The following is a 19,319-nucleotide window of genomic DNA, read 5'->3' on the forward strand; positions in this document are numbered from 1 at the left end:
ATTTATACTTGACTTGGAGTTAACTTTAAGTGATATATTTGAATAAGAAGCGCTTAATGCAGTATCTTATAGTATTGTTAATTGATTAGGAGGAAATATGTTATTACAAGAAAAATACGAAATTTTAAAAGAAAATATGAAAAAAAGAGGCAGTGCAGCAATTGCTTTTTCAGGAGGGGTAGACAGTACCTTCTTGGTAAAAGTAGCACATGAGGTATTGAAAGATAAAATGATAGCAGTTACAGCTACTTCATCAACGTACCCAGAAAGAGAACTCAAAGAGGCAATCAAGTATGCGAAGGATATGGGCGTGAAACATTTGATAATATCTTCTGAAGAGTTGGATATTGAAGGCTTTGCAAGTAATCCTACAAACAGATGCTATTATTGTAAAAAAGAACTTTTTACAAAGATAAATGAGATAGCAAAAGAAAATGGCGTTGAATATGTATTTGATGGTTCCAATATAGATGATGACGGTGATTATAGACCTGGAATGCAAGCTGCACGTGAACTAGAAGTAATAAGTCCACTCAAAGAAGCGAAGCTCACAAAGGATGATATAAGAGAACTTTCAAAAGAATTAGGGCTGCCAACTTGGAACAAGCCGGCATTTGCGTGCCTATCTTCAAGGTTTCCCTATGGAAATGAAATAACTGCACCGAAACTTAAAATGGTAGATGAAGCGGAACAATTTTTACTTGATATGGGAATTAGACAGGTAAGAGTGAGACATCATGGAGAAATCGCTAGAATAGAAGTTGCACCAGAGGAAAGAACACGATTTTTTGATATCGATGTTATGAATAGAATAGGTGAACGGTTTAAGCAAATTGGATTTACCTATGTTACGCTAGATATGCTTGGATATAGAACTGGAAGTATGAATGAAGTGCTCACAGAACAAGAAAAGGAAATAGGACTACAATAGGAGGAATTACAGACATGGAACAGAAAAAATTAGGATTTGGATTTATGCGTTTACCTTTAAAGAATCATGATGATCCAACAAGTATTGATAAAGATATGTTAAATATAATGGTGGATACTTTTTTAGAAAGAGGATTTACCTATTTTGATACGGCTTACATGTACCATGAGTTTAAGAGTGAAATCTTTTTAAGGGAAGCGTTGGTTAAACGCCATGACAGGAATAGCTTTACGTTGGCTTCAAAGTTGCCAACCATGTTTTTGAAAACAAAAGAAGACCAAGTAAGAATTTTTGACGAACAGCTAGAGAAATGTGGAGTAGAGTATTTTGACTTTTATCTGCTTCATAACCTTGGAGTTACTAACTATGAAACTGCGAAAAAGTTGGATAGCTTTGCATTTATTCAAAAGAAAAAAGAAGAGGGTAAGATTAAAAAAATCGGATTTTCTTATCATGATTCGGCAGATTTGTTAGATGTGATTTTGACAGAACATCCAGAAGTGGAGTTTGTACAACTTCAGATTAATTATATAGATTGGGATAATCAGAGTATTCAGTCCCGTAAATGCTATGAAGTTGCAACAAAACATGGAAAACCTGTCATTGTTATGGAACCAGTCAAAGGTGGTACGCTTGCTAATGTTCCCCCAAAAGCTGAGGAATTATTAAAAGCGTATCATCCTGACATGTCAATACCTTCGTGGGCAATTCGATTTGCAGCAAGTCATGATAATGTTATGATGGTATTAAGTGGGATGTCAGATTTGGAACAGTTATTAGACAACACAGCATATATGCAAAAATTCATACCATTTGTAAAAGATGAATTTGATATTATCGAAAAAATTGTAAATATTATGAATGAATCAATCATAATTCCATGTACAGCTTGTCAGTATTGTGTTGACGGATGCCCCAAAAACATACCAATCCCTAAATATTTTGCATTGTATAATGCGGAGAAACAAGCTATCAATAAATTATTTTCAGCACAAGGCGCATACTATGCGAACGATATTAAGACATATGGAAAAGCATCTGATTGTATCGAATGCAAAAAGTGTGAAAAAAGCTGTCCACAGCATATTGAAATTATTAAATTCTTAAAGGAAGTGGCAAAGACATTTGAGTAGTAACGAATTGATGAATGGAGGAAAGCAAAGATGACGATTACCGAAGTAAGTGTAAGATTTGACCTTTCTCAAGATACTTTACGTTATTATGAGCGTGTCGGACTAATCCCACGCGTAAACCGTAATAAAAGTGGTGTTAGGGACTATACAGAAGAATCGTGTAAATGGATTGAATTAGCAAAATGCATGCGTTTAGCTGGAATACCAATAGAAAATCTCGTTGAATATTGTGTACTTACGCAGCAAGGAGATTCCACTATTGTAGCTAGAAAAAATCTATTAGTAGAAGAGCGTAAGAAGCTTGTGATAAAAATGGATGATATGAAAAAAACGCTAGAAAGACTAAATTTTAAAATAGATAGATATGAAAAAGCAGAAGTGACAGGCGTTTTATCCTGGGATATGTGATGCTAAGGCGGAGGTAATAATGGAAACATATGACATATTAGCAAAAGTAAAAAGTGGAGATATTTCTGTTGAAGAAGCGGAACAATATTTTCGTAAAAAACCGTTTTTAGATATGGGATATGCAAAATTGGACACACACAGAAAAGTGAGATCTGGATTTGCAGAAGTGATTTTTTGTAGTGGGAAATCAGATGTTCATTTACTAAATATTTTTGGAAAATTATATGAAGAAGATGGCGAGGTGTTTGGAACTAGAGCTTCAGCTGCCCAATATGAATTTATAAAAAAAGACTACCCTAACGTTCAATATGACGAAATCTCACGAATTATTAAAATCGAAAAACCGGATAAAAAAAAGGTTGGAAAAATTGCAATATGTTCAGCTGGAACAGCAGATATACCTGTTGCAGAGGAAGCAGCACAGACAGCAGAGTATTTTGGTTCTCATGTGGACAGGCTTTATGATGTTGGAGTTTGTGGTCTTCATAGAATATTGTCACAGCTTGATATTCTTCAAAGTGCGAATTGTATCGTGGCAGTGGCAGGAATGGAAGGAGCACTTCCAAGCGTGATTGGAGGGTTGGTAGATAAACCAGTTATAGCGGTACCGACCTCAATTGGTTATGGCGCAAGTTTAAATGGACTATCAGCACTTCTGACTATGATTAATTCCTGTGCGAATGGAATTGCAGTTGTAAATATTGATAATGGATATGGTGCAGGATATATGGCAACGCAGATAAATAGGTTAGGCGTTAAGAATGAGGTGAAAGTATGAGCAATACCTTATATTTAGAGTGCTATTCTGGAATCAGTGGGGACATGGCAGTGGCGGCACTGATTGATTTGGGAGCAGATCAGATTGTTTTAGAGAATGCACTTGCAAGTTTACCAATTGATGGGTTTGAAATAAAAATTAGCAGAGTGAAAAAAGCGGGACTAGATGTTTGTGACTTTGATGTTATGTTAGATGAAAAGAATGAAAATCATGATCATGATATGGATTATTTGCATGGACAAGAACATCACCATGACTTAGAACATAGTCACGAAGATCACTACCATGACTCAGAACATAATCACGAAGAACATTATCACGAAGATCACCACCATGACTCAGAATATAATCACGAAGATCACCACCATCACAATGGAACCGATACCGATACGGAGCACTCATATAATCATGAACATCATCATGCTCATGATCAGAGAGACCTGCCACAAATCCTTGATATTATAAATAGAGCAGATATTACGGACAGAGCAAAATTACTGGCAAAACGTATTTTCACGATTATTGCACAGGCTGAAGCAAAGGCCCATGGAGTAGAGTTGGAGCATGTACATTTTCACGAAGTTGGAGCTGTAGATTCAATTGTGGATATTGTAGCAGTTGCAGTTTGCGTGGATAACCTTGGAATTACGGAAGTTATTGTACCTGAATTATATGAAGGGCGTGGATTTGTTAGGTGTCAGCATGGTACGATACCAATTCCAGTACCGGCAGTTGCTAATATTGCAGTAGCGCACGATTTACATTTACACATTACAAGTACTGAAGGGGAATTAGTAACCCCAACAGGCGCTGCAATTGTCGCAGCAATTAAGACCTCAGACAAACTTCCAGAGAAGTTTTCCGTTGAAAAAATCGGGATTGGTGCAGGCAAAAGGACTTATGACAGACCAAGTATGCTTCGCGCAATGCTTATTAAGGATATGATTACTGTATCGTCGCAGAAAGATTTTATATACAAATTAGAGACGAATATAGATGATTGTAGTGGAGAAATACTGGGCTTCGTAATGGAAAGACTGTTTGAAGCAGGAGCTAGGGATGTACATTATATACCTGTATATATGAAGAAAAACCGCCCTGCCTATCAGTTGAATATAATTTGTAAGGAAGAAGATATAGAAAAATTGGAACAGATTATTTTCGAGGAGACAACAACGATTGGAATCAGACGTGTTCAGATGGAACGAAGTGTATTAAAACGAGAGATAAAAAAAGTACAAACTTCCCTTGGAGAAGCACAGGTGAAAATCTGCAAAATCGAATCTGGAAATAGAGTTTACCCAGAATACAGAAGTGTTACTGAACTTTGCAAAAAACATCAAATGTCATTTCAAGATGTGTTTTTTCAGATAAAAAAAGAGTGCGAAGAAGTATAGACATGCATGATTGATGAATAAAAAACCGCTTTAATGGTCATCACAAATATATTCCAGATTAACATTAAAACCGCGTGATTCTTACATTAGAACCAAGCGGTTTTAATTTGCGAAATTATCATTATAAAATATTAATAAATAAAATAAATATAAATATAATAAAATTATTATAAAGAATAGGTTGACATTCCTTGTCTAACGAACTAACATGGTAGTATGTTAGATGAAAGAAAAAATAGTATTTTTAGGAGGAATCGATTATGGAAGCAGTAAATGTAATAATTGGCATAATCATGATTTTATCATTCTTTGGTATGATTTGGTATTGTGTAAAAGGTTATAACCTTATGATTGGATTTTTTGTTATGGCGATATTTTGGACTGTATTAGCATTAGTTGGAAATTTATTTGTTCCAAATGCTGCAATGGCAAAATTTAGCTTTGTTGGAGTACTTGAAAATGTATTCCAAGAGGGTCCACAAAATTATGGTAAGTCAATATTAGTAAATATATTCTTTGGAGCATTCTTCGGAAGAGTTCTGATGACTTCAGGAATCGCGTCTACCTTAATTAGAAAAACAGTTGAACTTGGTGGAGATAAACCGAGATTTACAATGTCGTTGCTCTGTATTATGACATCTATTATTTTCACTTCAATGACAGGTATAGGACCAGTTATCTCTATTGCAGTTATTGTTATTCCAATTTTACTTTCACTTGGATTACCAGCATCTATAACATTATTTGCTTTCATGGGTTCAATCATGTCAGGTATTTTTGCAAATATTGTTAATTTTAAACAGTATCAGGCAATGTTTGTTGCTGCTGACAGTAAATATGCAAGTTATACATATAATGAGTACTTTAATTTTGGTATCATTTGTATGGTAGTAGCATTGGTAGTAGTATTAGTCGTTGCTAATATTGCACTCAATACAAAGAAAGTTTCTCATGCCTGGGCAGCAACAACTACCAACAGGGGAGCTACTGAAAACAATGCACCTGCTATTTCATGGATTTCAGTTATTTTACCAGTAATTGGAGTAGTAGTATTTAAACTCCCAATTATTTTAGGATTCCTTCTTTCAAGTGCTTTTGCTTTAGTTACATGTAAAAAGTTAAAAGGTAGTTTTGTTGAAATTTGTAGTATGCTTGCAAAACTTTTTGCAGAAGGTGCAGTTGATGTTGCACCAATGGTTGGTTTCTTGTTAATGCTTTCTATGTTTAACAACGCAGCAAATTTTGCAGCTCCTTACTTTCAAACGTTATTAGGCGGGTTTATTCCTACTTCAGCAATAGTAATTGCGATTGCATTTGCAATCCTTACACCACTTGGATTCTTCCGCGGACCTTTGAATCTAGTTGGTTGTGGTGCGGCTATTCTAGCAGTAGTACTCTCAAGCCCAGCAAACTTCCCAATTGCATTCCTTTATCCTCTATTTGCAGTAACAACAATTGCACCACAGCACCTTGATATTACACAGTCTTGGGTTGCATGGGGATTTGGATATACAAAGGTAGCAACAAAGGATTACATGAAGATGTCAATTCCTACAGGTTGGGTTATTGGTATGATTTGCTGTATCATCGCATATTTTATGTACGGCGGACTAGTAGGCTAATGATATATTTGGTTAATAATAAAGTGTAAATTCAGAAATGGCTGCTATCAGATCATCGGTAGTAGCCATTCTTTAAAAACAATAGGTAAGCAAAGAATTAGTTTTATATTATAAAACGATTGAAAACAATAAAGCAAAAATGTATAATATTTTAGTTATGTGACATCGTATGTGATAGTAGAAGGTTAGGGGGATAAAATCAATTGGTATTAACGAATTATTTAAATAATGAAACGGCAAGAGAGTATGCGTTTCGCCAGATTAGAGATAATATAATTAATCTTGAGCTTTCACCAGGAAGTACAGTCAGTGGTAAAGATCTTGCATTTGAACTTGGAGTTAGCAGAACGCCGGTCATGGAGGCCCTACAGGAATTGAGTAAGAGCCATCTTGTTGAGATTTATCCACAGCGTGGATGTACTATTTCAAAAATTAATTTTGAGACAATAGAAGAAACAGCTTTTTTGCGTCGATGTTTAGAGAAAGCGATTGTAGAGGAACTTTGTGATACAATTGATGATGCAGGAATCCTAAAACTAGAAGATATTATTGAGTTGCAGGAATTTTATCTAAATAGAAACGATTCTAAGAAAATTTTTGAACTTGATAATGAGTTTCATCATGCATTATTCATAATGAGTAATAAGCAACAGACCTACAAGCTGATGAAAAGCATCCAGGGATGTTTTGACAGAGTCAGAGCATTGAGCTTGGATTCAATTAAGGATATACAGATTGTAACAGACCACAAAGCGATTCTAAATGCTTTAAAATCAAGGAACAAAGTTCTTTGCGGCGAATTTATAATTCAGCATCTTTCAAGATATAGATTGGATGAGAAAGACATCATGAAAAATAATCCCGAGTATTGTATAAATTCAAAAAAAGGAGATATTTGATATATGAATTTTTACTTCGCACCTATGGAAGGCTTGACTGGGCACATTTATAGGAATTCCCATAATGCTTTTTTTAATCATAACAATATAGAAAAATACTTTTCACCTTTTATTGTTGCAAATCAAAGTGAAAGTTTTAAAACACGAGAGTTAAATGACCTTTTGCCTGAAAACAACCAAGGACTCGTTCTGATTCCACAATTATTAACAAATAATGCAAAAGATTTTATTCATACAGCTAATAAATTAAAGGTAATGGGATATGATGAGGTCAATTTAAATTTGGGATGCCCCTCTGGAACGGTCGTATCAAAAAATAGAGGGTCTGGATTTCTTGCAAAAAAAGAAGAACTTGATGCTTTTTTGGATGAAATTTATTCCGCATCCATGACAAAAATTTCAATTAAAACAAGAATAGGAAAAGACAACCCAGAAGAGTTTTATGATTTGATTGAAATTTTCAACAAATACCCGATTGAAGAGCTTATTATCCATCCTAGAATTCAAAAAGATTTTTATAAAAACAAACCTAATCTTGAGATTTTTAAGGAAGCATTGAGTTTAAGCAAAAATCCTGTTTGTTATAATGGGGATATTTTTACAATCGAAGATTATAAGAAGTTTATCGAAAATTTCCCGAGTGTAGGTACTTTGATGATTGGAAGGGGATTATTAGCGAATCCTGCAATGGTCAGCGAAATCACTAATAATGCCAAACTTGATAAAAATATATTAAAGGAATTTCATGATCAAATTTATAGAGATTATCAAAGCATATTATTTGGAGATAGGAATGTCCTATTTAAAATGAAAGAGATATGGACTTATATGATTCAAGCTTTTCCGGATAATACAAAATATGCAAAAAAAATCAAGAAGGCTGAAAGATTATGCGATTACGAAGAAGCTGTATCAAGCTTATTCAAGGAACAAATATTATAGTCCCTTTCGCATTTGGTTAACCGTGGTGTTGAGTATAGGATGTCGTTTAAATCCTGCAATCTGACTTAATGGTTCCAAAACAAATTGCCTATTTTGCATGTCGATATGAGGAATTATTAAAATTTTGCTATCATACACAATATCATCATAAAAAATGATATCAAGATCAAGAGTCCTTGGTCCCCAGTGAACAAGACGTTCACGGTTCGCATTGTGCTCTATTGAGTTAAGTCTTGCAAGAAGTTCTTCAGGAGTAAGAAGCGTTCTGAGTTCAAGGCAGCCATTTAAAAAGTCATCTTGCTCAGTTATTCCGTAAGGCTTCGTTGTTAGAAAATCTGATGTTTGGGTAACGAAACAGTCATTATTCGTATCGCCAAGTTCTTTAATCGCCTGATTGAGGTATTCCTCTTTGTTTCCGAGGTTAGATCCTAATGAGATATAAGCTGTATGCCATCCTCTTTCAATATTCACTGACACATTTTCAATTGGAAGGGCAATTGGAGCCCATGGCTTTTTGATTTCAAGTTCTATCTTTTCAAGATTCTTCGTTTCGGTTAACAGCGCTTTTGCAAGACGTTCCGCAACGGTTTCAATCAGTTTAAATGTATGATCTTTCATAAATTTTTCAATAAAATTACAAATCTCTCCATAATTAATTGATTTTGTAAGATCATCACTTAAGCCGGCTGACCTTGTGTCCGTATATAGGACTGCAGATACTAGGAACTTCTGTCCAAGGACATTTTCTTCAGGAAATACTCCGTGATTGCAAAATATTTCCAGGTTGTTAATTTTAATTTTATCCATTATGGACTCCTTTCAAATCATCTAAAGATTGCTAGCACTATTTCATATTATTGTAAAATGGCCTCAGTCATTTTAATTACTCTACTGTTTTCAAGTATATCGTGAACCCTTACAAATGCGCAGTGTTTAATAACACCAATTACTGTAGTTGCTAAAGTGCCTTCAAGTCGTTGTTCGGCGGGAAGATTAAGAGCCAGTCCTATGACGGACTTTCGTGACGTACCAAGAAGAATCGGTAGTCCAAACATGTGAAGTTGTTCTAGATTGTGGATGATTTCAATATTCATCTCGTAAGTTTTTGCAAATCCAACACCAGGGTCAAGAATAATCTTATCGTTAGCGATACCTGCTTTTTTGGCTATATTGAGTGATTCACCAAGATCCGTCTCTAAATCCTTCATGAAATTGTTATAATTGATAGTTTCCCTATTATGCATCAGACAGCAGCATACATTGGCCTGTGCTATTACAAAAGCCATATTATTATCATATTTCAAGCCCCAGATATCATTGATCAAATCAGCACCTGCCTTAATTCCTTCAAGTGCAACTTGACTTTTGTAAGTGTCGAGGGAGATTGGAATATCAAAATTACGCTTAATCGCTTCAATAACCGGAACCACTCTTTCAATTTCTTCGTTATCCGAAATCTTTTGATAGCCAGGTCTTGTTGATTCACCACCGACATCAATGATATCGGCTCCATCAGTTATCATGTTTTCAACATGTCTCAGGGCGTTGTCAAATTGATTATATTTTCCACCATCTGAAAATGAGTCAGGAGTTATGTTTAGTATTCCCATAACATAAGTTCTGTTTTTCACATCAAATTCTTTTTTTCCAATAATCATTTCCATCCTCATTTCTGTACTGTTTTAATCGCTTCAATATTTTATCACGAGATTCATTTTCTCAATATTCCAGTTACAGGATGCCTTCGCATCGCATGTAAAGCAACTTCTAGACATCTTGTCAGCACGGTATAGTATTCTATTCAAGTCTTTGAAGATCATCTGCTTTTCATCCCGATGGGTTTTTATTGCAGATAAAATCATTTCGCTCTCTAATTCATTAAAGCAACAATCCTTTAAAATACCGCAGGCTATTAGAGCACTGGCTGTCTCGTGCGGGATGTTGCGAATATATTGTTCATGTTTTCCGATGTCGTGAAGCATGGCAGTTGCGTATATGATTTCTCTTGAAATACCAAGGCTTTCCTCCAAATTAAAAATCCAGGCGAGTCTTGCAACATCTAGAAAATGGGACATGTCATGTTTACAAAAAATCCTAGTATTCTCGTAGTCTTCGATTAAGTGGTATGCACATTTATAGATATTGTTATTTATTATTTTGTTAACCCGTTCCATTTCACCATTATCTATCATATCAGAACTCCTTACTTTGGATTTTAGTCATTGGTGCAATATATATAATTCTTTATCTGTGTATCCAAAGTCAATTATAGCATAGTCGAGAATATTGATTTACATTTATTCATTTTGCGCAGAGCTGCTGAAAGTAACAAGGTTAATCAAATCCCCCAGGTATGACAATGAACCAAATGCTATTATCACGTCATCCTCACCAGCAAGCAAGAAACTCGCTTCTACAGCTTCCTTAAGGCTGTTCATAGGTCTTGCCTCAATATTATAGAAAGAAATCTCGGTTGCAAGATCCTTTGCAGAAAGTGCTCTTGAATTATTGGGAGTCTCAATGGTAAAAATGGCACTCGCAAGAGGAGCGGTGAGTGCTATTATTTTTTTGTATTCCTTGTCAGCAAATATACCCATTATGAAAATCAGACGCTTACCCTTAAAGTATAATTCAATTGATTCCTTGAGCTGTTTTGCAGCATCTTCATTATGAGCACCATCTACAATAAAAGTCGGTTTAGAATAGATCAATGTAAAACGTCCAATCCATTTTGTGTTTTCTAATCCGTCGTAAATGGCTTGTTGTGATACATTCCATCCATGCTGATTGAGACATTCTATTACCTTCAGTGCCAAAGTGGCATTTTTAATCTGAAAACTTCCGGCTAGAGAAATCTTATATTGTTTATCTTTATAAAATAATCGCTGATTTTCAAGGCCATATTCTATGTTACTTATATCAGAAGGATCTACAAAATATAGTTCACAGCTTTTTTCTTTGGCGGTGTCTATAATTACCATTTTAGCTTCAGCCTTTTGAACCGCAGAGACAACAGGACAGCCAGGCTTGATGATGCCAGCTTTTTGTGTGGCAATCTGGGTCAGTGTATCTCCTAAAAACTGCATGTGATCCATACTGATAGTTGAAATTACAGAACAAATCGTTGTGTCTATTACATTCGTTGCATCAAGCGTTCCTCCAAGACCTGTTTCAAGGACGATGATGTCACATTGTTTTTCTAAGAAATATAAAAATGCGAGAGCGGTTTCTATTTCAAATGATGTCGGGTGGCTTTTTCCATCAGCAATCATTTTATCAATGACACTTTTAATCTGTGTCATTAATCTAGCAAAGCTCTCTTTTTCAATATACACTTCATTAATCTGAATTCTCTCACGGTATTTAAAAATCGTGGGTGAGATATAACGTCCAACTTTGTATCCGCTGTATTTTAAAATAGTTGAAATATAAGCAAGTGTTGAACCCTTCCCATTTGTTCCAGCAATGTGTATAAATTTTAATTTTTTTTGAGGATTACAAAGTTCTTCAAGGAGATTGCTCATGTTTTTTAACCCAAGGACACTTCCGAATTTAGCTGTTTCGTCTATGTAATTTCTTGCTTGTCTATAATTCAATAGTATTTCTCCAGTCTCAAAATAGTTGTTCTGATTATAGTACAAATCCACTAATTATTCAAGAAAAAGTGCTCCTTCAAATATTGTTCCCCATCTTAGATGCGTTCACAGTATTTGAAGTGCACTTTTTTATCTATACTTTAATATTTAGAAACAGTTGAAAAAGAAAATACTATTGATATCAAGTACTTCATAGTACCAACTTCCGTTACTCCAAATGAATCCTTCCACTGTCCGCCAATCAATAAAAGTTGGATAGAACCAAAATGAGCTACCATCCCATAGCCAGATAAATGTGAAATTATTTAGACAATTTATAAATGGACTTAATCTATTACGTCTTCTATTTAAATCGCGGTATTGAATATCGTAATCTATCGTTCTTCTAAGAGGTATTACTATTCCACGTGGTAAACGAGGTATCGTGTTAGGGGGTGACATTCTCGGTGGTCGTCTGTCACGAGGTGGTCTTGGACGATCAGGAGGTCCGGGACGATCAGGAGGTCCAGGACGATCAGGAGGTCCAGGACGATCAGGAGGGCCAGGACGATCAGGAGGGCCAGGACGATCAGGAGGGCCAGGACGACCAGGTTGATCAGGACGCTCAGGAGGGCCAGGACGCTCAGGAGGGCCAGGACGACCAGGTTGATCAGGACGATTAGGAGGGCCAGGACGCTCAGGAGGGCCGGGACGGCCAGGTTGATCAGGACGTCTACCCTGTCTTTGCGCATAAGAAATATCTTGTGCATCATACTCTAGTTCATCTATTTTTTTGAATATTTCAAAATCAATTTTATCCCAATTGTAATAGTTATTGAAATTATCGTTATTCAAGAGTTAATATCCTTTCATAATCAAATTACTCATATTATTGTATGAATATTATATGAAAGGGTGTAAATGAATAATATATAGATGTGTGTGAAATTCGCCCGTATTTTTCAATTTAATTACACATATAATTATTTGTAATACAAAAATCGAGGGAAATATGGACGAAAGGGAATTTGTTATAATTCTAAGTGATATTCACATTGGAACCACGGCACCTACCGTTTGGTATCGTAAAGAAGTGCATGAAAGATATCTCATAGCTATTTTAGACAGTATAATAGATTGCGCAAATAAGATACAAGAAGTGATATTACTTGGCGATATCTTCGAATTTTGGTCATATCCACCCAATGTAATACCTCCAACTTTAGACGATATTATTACGGCCAATCCTAATATATTAGGAGCGAAGGGAAAGCTTAGGCAGTTACTTAGTGCACTGAAAGGAAGAATCATATATATATGTGGAGATCATGATATAAATATCACAAAAGCAGATTTAAATAAACTTAAAAGTCCTGATGGTTACACCATAAAATATCAATCAGCAGCTTATATTCCAACATATGATACTGGTATTTTATTTACACATGGGCATGAATTCACTTTGCTAAATGCGCCGTATTTAATGAGTGAATTAGCTCCTTTACCTTTAGGGTATTTTGTGACCAGAGCAATTGCCTATAAGATACAAAAAGAGCTTAGTAAAAAGCCCGGACTGCCAAACGTAAATTTAGAAGAATATGGAGATTGTATCCTTACCGAATTACTCTCAAAAATTCCTTGTTTGCTTAAAAAATATGCGAATGGTCCTGATTTCGTAAATGAATTTATTGATGCGGTTGCATATTCAACTGGTATTCCAAAAGATTTACAGATTCATGTCGATGAAACCACTACTGTTACATTAAACAATGTCAAAGAAATCTATAAAAATTTGCTCAATGAGTTTTTATCTACCGATTTTAATAGAACCTATCAACCATGGTATGTGCAAAAAGATGCGCTTGAGAACTTTATAGATATTGTTTTTATGGGAAGCACGCACTCCCCTATAGTTGATTTCAGTGAGGATATGATTGATTATGTAAATACCGGTTCTAGGTGTCCATTGATTCTTAACCTTCGAGAAAAACAAATTACATATGAAATATATAACCGTTCAAAACAATTTGTAAGTTTAATGAAAGTAACAGACGTTGGAGAAAAAAAACTTACTTTTGGTTGGTCAGTATATAACGCTTCATGGGAATACTTTAGGGCTATGCAAGATGGTGTTCTTGCAAAAGCAAAAGAACTTGGAATTGATGTAATCAAACATGATCAAAAAAGCAACTCAGCAGAAATGATTACTGGTTGTTTTGATTTAATCAGTAAGGACGTAAATGCTTTGCTAATTTCACCTTATAATCCAGAAGGAGTTCCTACCATTGTTGCAGCTGCGAATAGAAAATCAATTCCTGTTGTAGTTATAGATGGAGGTACGGGTGGTGCTGATGTAGCGGCATTTATTGTTTCTGACTCCTTTGGTGGAGGTATATTAGCTGGTGAATATGCTTTGATATTATTGAAAGAACATTCTATAAAAAGTAAGAATGTAGCAATAATTAAGGCAGAAAAAACTGCTACATATGCATTACTGCGTGGTCAAGGATTTAAGAGTGTAATGACGGAAAAAGGATATGATGTCATCGCAGAAGTATCAGCAAATGGTGAGCAGGCTCTAGCATATGAAGCAATGAAGAATATACTAGTCTCATATGAGAATGACTTAGCAGTAGTATTTTGTGAAAATGGATTGATGACATTAGGTGCTGCACAAGCAATTGATGAAGTTGGTAAAAAAGGCAAAATCATGCTCATTGGATTTGATGCTGATCCATCTGTATTGACTGGAATAAAAGATGGCTCAATACAAGGAACCATTGCACAACAACCATTTAAAATGGGCGAAATAGGCGTAGAAATTGCAAATTCAATATTATTAGGAATACCTGTAACCTATGATGATTGGACAAAAAAAGAAATTTTGATGGAAGTATATTTGATTGATGAAAAAGGCGAGGCAAGAATTGGTATTATATAGTAATAAAGAAGGGGCGAAAAATATTGAATCAAAATTGTATTGAAAGAATTATAAGTGAAGATTATGCGGATTTTATCTTACAAAATGACCAGATCCCAGAAATCCTAACATCTATTCCTGAATTTTGTTATGACATTATTAATTACACTCATGCAGTTGCTTATCTACCAATTTCAGAATTACCAAATGATTTAATTCAAAAGTATTCATACAGCATATTTCCTAAATGTTACGGGCTAATGGATGTTCAAAGTTTAGAGGAAACTGGAATTACCCGAATACAAAATGTTCCTAATCTAAGTTTAACAGGGCATGGTGTATTAATAGGAATAATAGATACAGGTATTGACTATTCACATCAAGCGTTTAGAAATTCAGATGGCTCTACAAAGATAATCTCAATATGGGATCAAACAATTAATAATACTTCTTCTATACCAATGGGCTTCTATTATGGAACAGAATATTTACAAGACCAGATTGATTTAGCATTAAAGAGTGCAGACCCTTTCGCAATTGTTCCAAGTATTGATAATAATGGTCACGGAACTTTTTTGGCTGGAATAGTAGCTGGAACTAAAAATAATGCCAAAAAGTTTTCTGGTGTTGTCCCAGATTCCAGAATTGTGGTAGTGAAAATCAAACCTGCAAAACAATACCTTAAAAGCTTTTTTTTGATTCCACCGGAGGTCGACTGCTACCAAGAGAACGATATTATGCTAGGTATAAGGTATTTACTAGAAATCGCAAAAAAAAATTCCAGTCCAATATCAATATGTATTGGACTTGGAACTTCTCAAGGTTCTCATGAATCACGCGATGCGCTAAGCACTTATCTTACTTCAATCGCAGATCATAAGGGTGTTGGTATCTCAGTCGCAGCTGGCAATGAAGGAAATAGTGGACATCATTATTCAGCAATTGTAGACGAAAAGATTGGCTATGATACAGTAGAATTAAAAGTTGGACCTAATAGCAAAGGGTTTTCTATGGAATTGTGGGGTAATAGTCCAAATATATTCTCCATCGATATACTTTCGCCAACAGGTCAATATGTGCCAAGAATTCCTGCCAGATTAAAAGAAACGCGAGAAATCAAATTTATATTTGAGAGTACAAAACTCTTTGTTGATTATGAACTGGTAGAATCACAGACAGGGGATGAACTTATTCTATTAAGATTTGAGAATCCAATTGAGGGTATTTGGCGCTTTCGGGTATACTCAAGTTTTAATCTTGAACCTCAATTTCATATGTGGTTACCAATTAGTAATTTCCTTGAAAAAGAAACTTATTTTTTAAAACCTGATCCCTATTACACACTGACAACCCCGGGAAATTCGTTTATTCCAATTACAGCAACGGCATATAATTATGTGGATAAAAGTATATTTGAAAGTGCAAGTAAAGGGTTTACAATATCCAATATAATTAATCCGGATTTTGCTGCACCTGGTGTCGATATGATAGGACCTGAATCAAAAAATAATTATACTGTAAAAAGTGGAACTAGTATTTCAGCGGCTGTTACAGCAGGAGTAGTCGCAATGTTTTTAGAATGGGGCATAGTGAAAGGAAATCAAACGCAATTTGATACCTTACAAATCAAACGCATTTTAATTCGTGGCGCAAAAAGAAATCCAAGTATTACATATCCAAATAAAGAATGGGGTTACGGAATTCTAGATGTTTATAACGCATTTTTTAGTTTGAGAGGATGAATGTTCATGCTATCTAAGTATACATTATATGTTTTTATTTCCAACGTAACCTTTTTTAAGAGAACAACGTAATATGTAGTATATAATTATTTAATGAGGAGCAAATATGTTCAAATATCTTGTTGGAATATTACGCTTTTATATTATTGAAGGAGTAAGCAACTTAAAGAAACTTATAAAAAAGAAAAAAACGAAAACTGGGAAAATTAAACCACTTGATCCAGCATGTATACCAAAGTATGTTAATGAATTATTAAAACCACCAGTTTATAAGCCTTTCCAAATCAAGTCTAAGGCAAAAACAAAAAAAAAGAATAAATGTTGCAAGGAAAAGGAGAAGAAACACTTATATTTTGTTGACATCAGTGAGTTCAAGCAGCAGATTCTTCCGAAAGGATTTCCGAAAACTACAGTTTGGGGATATGGCGGACTTGTAAAGGATGCAAAAACAGGAAAAATAAAGTATTCAAGAAGTGCACCAGGAGCTACGTTTGAAGCGGTTAGAAATATTCCGGTTATGGTAAAGTGGATTAATAAATTGAAATGTTCTAATCGATTTGCCGTAGATCCGACGTTACATTGGGCAAATCCAAATGATATGCCAATGGAACCGCCTAAGCCTTGGCCTATGTTTCCACAGGGGTTTCCTGAGGCACAAAGGCCGGTAACTACAGTGACACATTTGCATGGAGGCGAGGTTCCTTCTATTTATGACGGTCATCCTGATGCGTGGTTTACTTATAATGGAAAGAGAGGCCCTGCATTTACAACATCCATGTACTCTTACCCGAATAAGCAAGAGCCTACAACACTATGGTATCACGATCATTCATTAGGTACTACAAGGCTAAATGTATACGCAGGCCTTGCAGGCTTTTATCTGCTACGTGATTATTACAATGGGAGTAAGAAAAAATCAGAATTACCTGAAGGCAAATACGAGATACCAATTGTAATACAGGATAGATCATTTTATACAGATGGCTCATTTTCATTTTATAATGAGGGAATAAATCCAGAAATTCATCCTTACTGGGTGCCTGAATTTTTAGGGAATACGATCATGGTAAATGGAAGTGTATGGCCGAACCTAAATGTTGAACGGCGTCAATATCGGATCCGCCTTTTAAATGGTTCAAATGCACGGTTTTATAATCTTGAAATGTCAAATCGCATGAAATTCATACAAATTGGAACAGATGGCGGTTTTCTACCAGAACCGGTGGTACTGAGCACACTTTTAATTGCACCAGGTGAACGTGCAGATATATTGGTAGACTTTTCGCATCTTGAACCAGGAACTTCAATTAAATTATTGAATAATGCAAATACGCCTTTCCCAGATGGGGAAGAACCTGACCCAAATACGGTAGGACAAATTATGCAATTTTCTGTTCCTATTAATTGTGCGAAACCAATAGAGCCAGAGAAACTCCCTGATAAGCTTAATAATATTCCTACGTTAATACCAGATTCACCTCAAAGAATCTTGACACTAAATGAAGTTATGGGACTAAATGGCCCTGAAATCCTACTTCTAAATGGACAAAAATGGGAAGCTCCTGTTTCTGAGTTACCAATAGTAGGTTCAACGCAGGAGTGGGTAATTGCAAATCTGACTATGGATACACACCCGATACATTTACACTTAGTGCAATATCAGTTGTTAAACCGTCAAGATTTCAATGCAGATGAATATAAAATGAAATGGGAAGAAATAAATGGAATGCCACCTTTTGACCATCCGACAGAGGTACTACCAGTAGAATGCTATTTGCTTGGGGAACCAATTGAACCGGATGACAATGAAAAAGGATGGAAAGACACGGTAAGAATGAATCCTAATCAGGTAACACGCATAATAGTGCGATTTGCACCACAAAATACTCCTAATTCGATTGTTAAGCCAGGAAAGAACAGGTATCCTTTCGATCCAACGCTCGGACCAGGATATGTATGGCACTGTCATATTCTAGATCATGAAGATAATGAAATGATGAGGCCATTCAATGTAATCAACAAATGTGAACATTGAAACGAGATAGGTTTTAAAGGATAAAATGAGAGCAGAAAGCCTAGGGTATTTTTTTCCAAGGTTTTCTGCTTCTTATAATTTAGATTACTAAATTAAAACGTAATAAATAGATCTTGTCAATCATATTTTGTATAAAAGCCATGTTCAAAAAGTTATGATGATAAGCCATTATAAATAGCCATTATAAATAGCCATTATAAATAGCCATTATAAATAGCTATAATAACTAGCTATGAATAAAAAAGGTAGGTGGAGAAATGTATGATACATTTTATAGCCCAGATTATATGATAAAATATCAAAATGAATCATTGAAACGTACGCAGGAAACTTTTCAGGCTTTCGTAGATGCTGTTATACCACGGACACCCGGGTTGGCCGAAGAATATGGTAGAATACAGTTTTTTGGGGCGTTGGATTCACATACAGATGAATATATAATATTGTCACTTAATTATTATTATATCCCGATTGCCGAGCCTACGGCAGAAATGCTTGATGTTGCAGCAGAGCATTTAGTCATTATGGATAGAAATAATAGATTAGTAAACTTTTCGAGATTTATGAGTGGAAGCGCATTTGCAGCAATTGAACCTAGTGATCGATTCCGTGCAATAACGCTATTGGAACAGATGAATGGTTATCTTGAAGATTTGCCAGTACCATTTAATGATAATCCAGAATTAGTACTATATACTACAAGTACTTTAAACAGATTTACTATGATGGGATATTATTCTGAATGGTCAGGGTATGGTTCTACACGTTTGGCTACACCAAATCAACGTAAATTAGAGTTTTATCCATTTAGTTGGAATCAGATAGGATATCCTGGGCCTTCACGGGGATATCGTGCCTTTAGAACAGAACCTTAGAAAAATACCGTAGGAAAGGACATTAGGAAAATAATATTTTGGAAAATGTGTAAAAAAGCACG

At 35.3% G+C, this 19,319-nt stretch carries 17 protein-coding genes; 12 read left to right on the top strand and 5 right to left on the bottom strand.

Annotation, left to right across the window (positions count from 1 at the left end; translation table 11 throughout):
• Nucleotides 1-97 precede the first annotated feature (97 nt).
• From larE to BMY18_RS08170, 8 genes are all read left to right on the top strand, one after another.
• Nucleotides 98-931 carry an ATP-dependent sacrificial sulfur transferase LarE gene (larE, locus tag BMY18_RS08135; protein WP_092452610.1) on the top strand — a complete coding sequence of 278 codons (834 nt, stop codon included), beginning with the start codon at nt 98-100 and terminating at the stop codon, nt 929-931.
• A gap of 14 nt (nt 932-945) precedes the next feature.
• Nucleotides 946-2,064 (top strand): aldo/keto reductase, encoded by a 1,119-nt coding sequence (locus BMY18_RS08140; protein ID WP_092452613.1) that lies wholly within the window; start codon nt 946-948, stop codon nt 2,062-2,064.
• A gap of 30 nt (nt 2,065-2,094) precedes the next feature.
• The gene (locus BMY18_RS08145) at nt 2,095-2,472 is read left to right on the top strand and encodes a MerR family transcriptional regulator (RefSeq protein WP_092452616.1); all 378 of its coding nucleotides are present in this window, start codon (nt 2,095-2,097) and stop codon (nt 2,470-2,472) included.
• Nucleotides 2,473-2,491: 19 nt separating this feature from the next.
• Nucleotides 2,492-3,250 carry a nickel pincer cofactor biosynthesis protein LarB gene (larB, locus tag BMY18_RS08150; RefSeq protein ID WP_092452620.1) on the top strand — a complete coding sequence of 253 codons (759 nt, stop codon included), beginning with the start codon at nt 2,492-2,494 and terminating at the stop codon, nt 3,248-3,250.
• Nucleotides 3,247-4,647, top strand: coding sequence for a nickel pincer cofactor biosynthesis protein LarC (gene larC, locus BMY18_RS08155; RefSeq protein ID WP_092452623.1), 1,401 nt, complete (start codon nt 3,247-3,249; stop codon nt 4,645-4,647). Before larB ends, larC begins: the two co-directional genes overlap by 4 nt.
• A 260-nt stretch (nt 4,648-4,907) precedes the next feature.
• Nucleotides 4,908-6,269, top strand: coding sequence for a citrate transporter (locus BMY18_RS08160; protein WP_092452626.1), 1,362 nt, complete (start codon nt 4,908-4,910; stop codon nt 6,267-6,269).
• Between the two features lie 203 nt (nt 6,270-6,472).
• Nucleotides 6,473-7,168, top strand: a complete 696-nt coding sequence (locus tag BMY18_RS08165) for a GntR family transcriptional regulator (protein ID WP_092452630.1) — start codon at nt 6,473-6,475, stop codon at nt 7,166-7,168.
• A 3-nt stretch (nt 7,169-7,171) separates the two neighbouring features.
• A complete protein-coding gene (locus tag BMY18_RS08170) occupies nt 7,172-8,110 on the top strand; it encodes a tRNA dihydrouridine synthase (protein ID WP_092452633.1) in 939 nt (312 codons plus the stop codon).
• On the opposite strand, the gene folK is transcribed toward BMY18_RS08170, so the two are convergent.
• The 5 genes from folK to BMY18_RS21025 form a co-directional block, all read right to left on the bottom strand.
• On the bottom strand, nt 8,105-8,917 hold the full coding sequence (gene folK / locus BMY18_RS08175) for a 2-amino-4-hydroxy-6-hydroxymethyldihydropteridine diphosphokinase (protein WP_092452636.1): 813 nt from the start codon (nt 8,915-8,917) through the stop codon (nt 8,105-8,107). The two genes, BMY18_RS08170 and folK, sit on opposite strands and share 6 nt — an antisense overlap.
• A gap of 47 nt (nt 8,918-8,964) precedes the next feature.
• Nucleotides 8,965-9,768: a dihydropteroate synthase gene (gene folP / locus BMY18_RS08180; protein WP_092452639.1), complete on the bottom strand. Its 804-nt coding sequence runs from the start codon at nt 9,766-9,768 to the stop codon at nt 8,965-8,967.
• Nucleotides 9,769-9,801: 33 nt separating this feature from the next.
• Nucleotides 9,802-10,302 (bottom strand): HD domain-containing protein, encoded by a 501-nt coding sequence (locus BMY18_RS08185; protein ID WP_242940994.1) that lies wholly within the window; start codon nt 10,300-10,302, stop codon nt 9,802-9,804.
• Nucleotides 10,303-10,407: 105 nt separating this feature from the next.
• Nucleotides 10,408-11,706, bottom strand: coding sequence for a bifunctional folylpolyglutamate synthase/dihydrofolate synthase (locus BMY18_RS08190; protein WP_092452642.1), 1,299 nt, complete (start codon nt 11,704-11,706; stop codon nt 10,408-10,410).
• 398 nt (nt 11,707-12,104) lie between these two features.
• On the bottom strand, nt 12,105-12,458 hold the full coding sequence (locus BMY18_RS21025) for a hypothetical protein (RefSeq protein WP_170841350.1): 354 nt from the start codon (nt 12,456-12,458) through the stop codon (nt 12,105-12,107).
• Nucleotides 12,459-12,697: 239 nt separating this feature from the next.
• Between BMY18_RS21025 and BMY18_RS08200 the strand changes: the two genes are divergently transcribed.
• The 4 genes from BMY18_RS08200 to BMY18_RS08215 all read left to right on the top strand — a co-directional run bounded on the left by BMY18_RS08200 (nt 12,698) and on the right by BMY18_RS08215 (nt 19,257).
• On the top strand, nt 12,698-14,626 hold the full coding sequence (locus tag BMY18_RS08200) for a substrate-binding domain-containing protein (protein WP_092452645.1): 1,929 nt from the start codon (nt 12,698-12,700) through the stop codon (nt 14,624-14,626).
• Nucleotides 14,627-14,649: 23 nt separating this feature from the next.
• Nucleotides 14,650-16,347, top strand: a complete 1,698-nt coding sequence (locus tag BMY18_RS08205; RefSeq protein WP_092452649.1) for a S8 family peptidase — start codon at nt 14,650-14,652, stop codon at nt 16,345-16,347.
• A 106-nt stretch (nt 16,348-16,453) separates the two neighbouring features.
• Nucleotides 16,454-18,382, top strand: coding sequence for a multicopper oxidase family protein (locus BMY18_RS08210; RefSeq protein WP_092452652.1), 1,929 nt, complete (start codon nt 16,454-16,456; stop codon nt 18,380-18,382).
• 257 nt (nt 18,383-18,639) lie between these two features.
• The gene (locus tag BMY18_RS08215) at nt 18,640-19,257 is read left to right on the top strand and encodes a hypothetical protein (protein WP_092452654.1); all 618 of its coding nucleotides are present in this window, start codon (nt 18,640-18,642) and stop codon (nt 19,255-19,257) included.
• Nucleotides 19,258-19,319 lie beyond the last annotated feature (62 nt).

Source organism: [Clostridium] fimetarium, assembly GCF_900111235.1.
Classification (GTDB): Bacteria; Bacillota; Clostridia; order Lachnospirales; family Lachnospiraceae; genus Clostridium_N; species Clostridium_N fimetarium.

Bases quoted from the DNA above. Each gene is read 5' to 3' on its own strand.
- larE (WP_092452610.1), top strand. From the start codon at position 98: ATGTTATTACAAGAAAAATACGAAATTTTAAAAGAAAATATGAAAAAA.
- BMY18_RS08140 (WP_092452613.1), top strand. From the start codon at position 946: ATGGAACAGAAAAAATTAGGATTTGGATTTATGCGTTTACCTTTAAAG.
- BMY18_RS08145 (WP_092452616.1), top strand. From the start codon at position 2,095: ATGACGATTACCGAAGTAAGTGTAAGATTTGACCTTTCTCAAGATACT.
- larB (WP_092452620.1), top strand. From the start codon at position 2,492: ATGGAAACATATGACATATTAGCAAAAGTAAAAAGTGGAGATATTTCT.
- larC (WP_092452623.1), top strand. From the start codon at position 3,247: ATGAGCAATACCTTATATTTAGAGTGCTATTCTGGAATCAGTGGGGAC.
- BMY18_RS08160 (WP_092452626.1), top strand. From the start codon at position 4,908: ATGGAAGCAGTAAATGTAATAATTGGCATAATCATGATTTTATCATTC.
- BMY18_RS08170 (WP_092452633.1), top strand. From the start codon at position 7,172: ATGAATTTTTACTTCGCACCTATGGAAGGCTTGACTGGGCACATTTAT.
- folK (WP_092452636.1), bottom strand. From the start codon at position 8,917: ATGGATAAAATTAAAATTAACAACCTGGAAATATTTTGCAATCACGGA.
- folP (WP_092452639.1), bottom strand. From the start codon at position 9,768: ATGATTATTGGAAAAAAAGAATTTGATGTGAAAAACAGAACTTATGTT.
- BMY18_RS08185 (WP_242940994.1), bottom strand. From the start codon at position 10,302: ATGATAGATAATGGTGAAATGGAACGGGTTAACAAAATAATAAATAAC.
- BMY18_RS21025 (WP_170841350.1), bottom strand. From the start codon at position 12,458: ATGATGCACAAGATATTTCTTATGCGCAAAGACAGGGTAGACGTCCTG.
- BMY18_RS08200 (WP_092452645.1), top strand. From the start codon at position 12,698: ATGGACGAAAGGGAATTTGTTATAATTCTAAGTGATATTCACATTGGA.
- BMY18_RS08210 (WP_092452652.1), top strand. From the start codon at position 16,454: ATGTTCAAATATCTTGTTGGAATATTACGCTTTTATATTATTGAAGGA.
- BMY18_RS08215 (WP_092452654.1), top strand. From the start codon at position 18,640: ATGTATGATACATTTTATAGCCCAGATTATATGATAAAATATCAAAAT.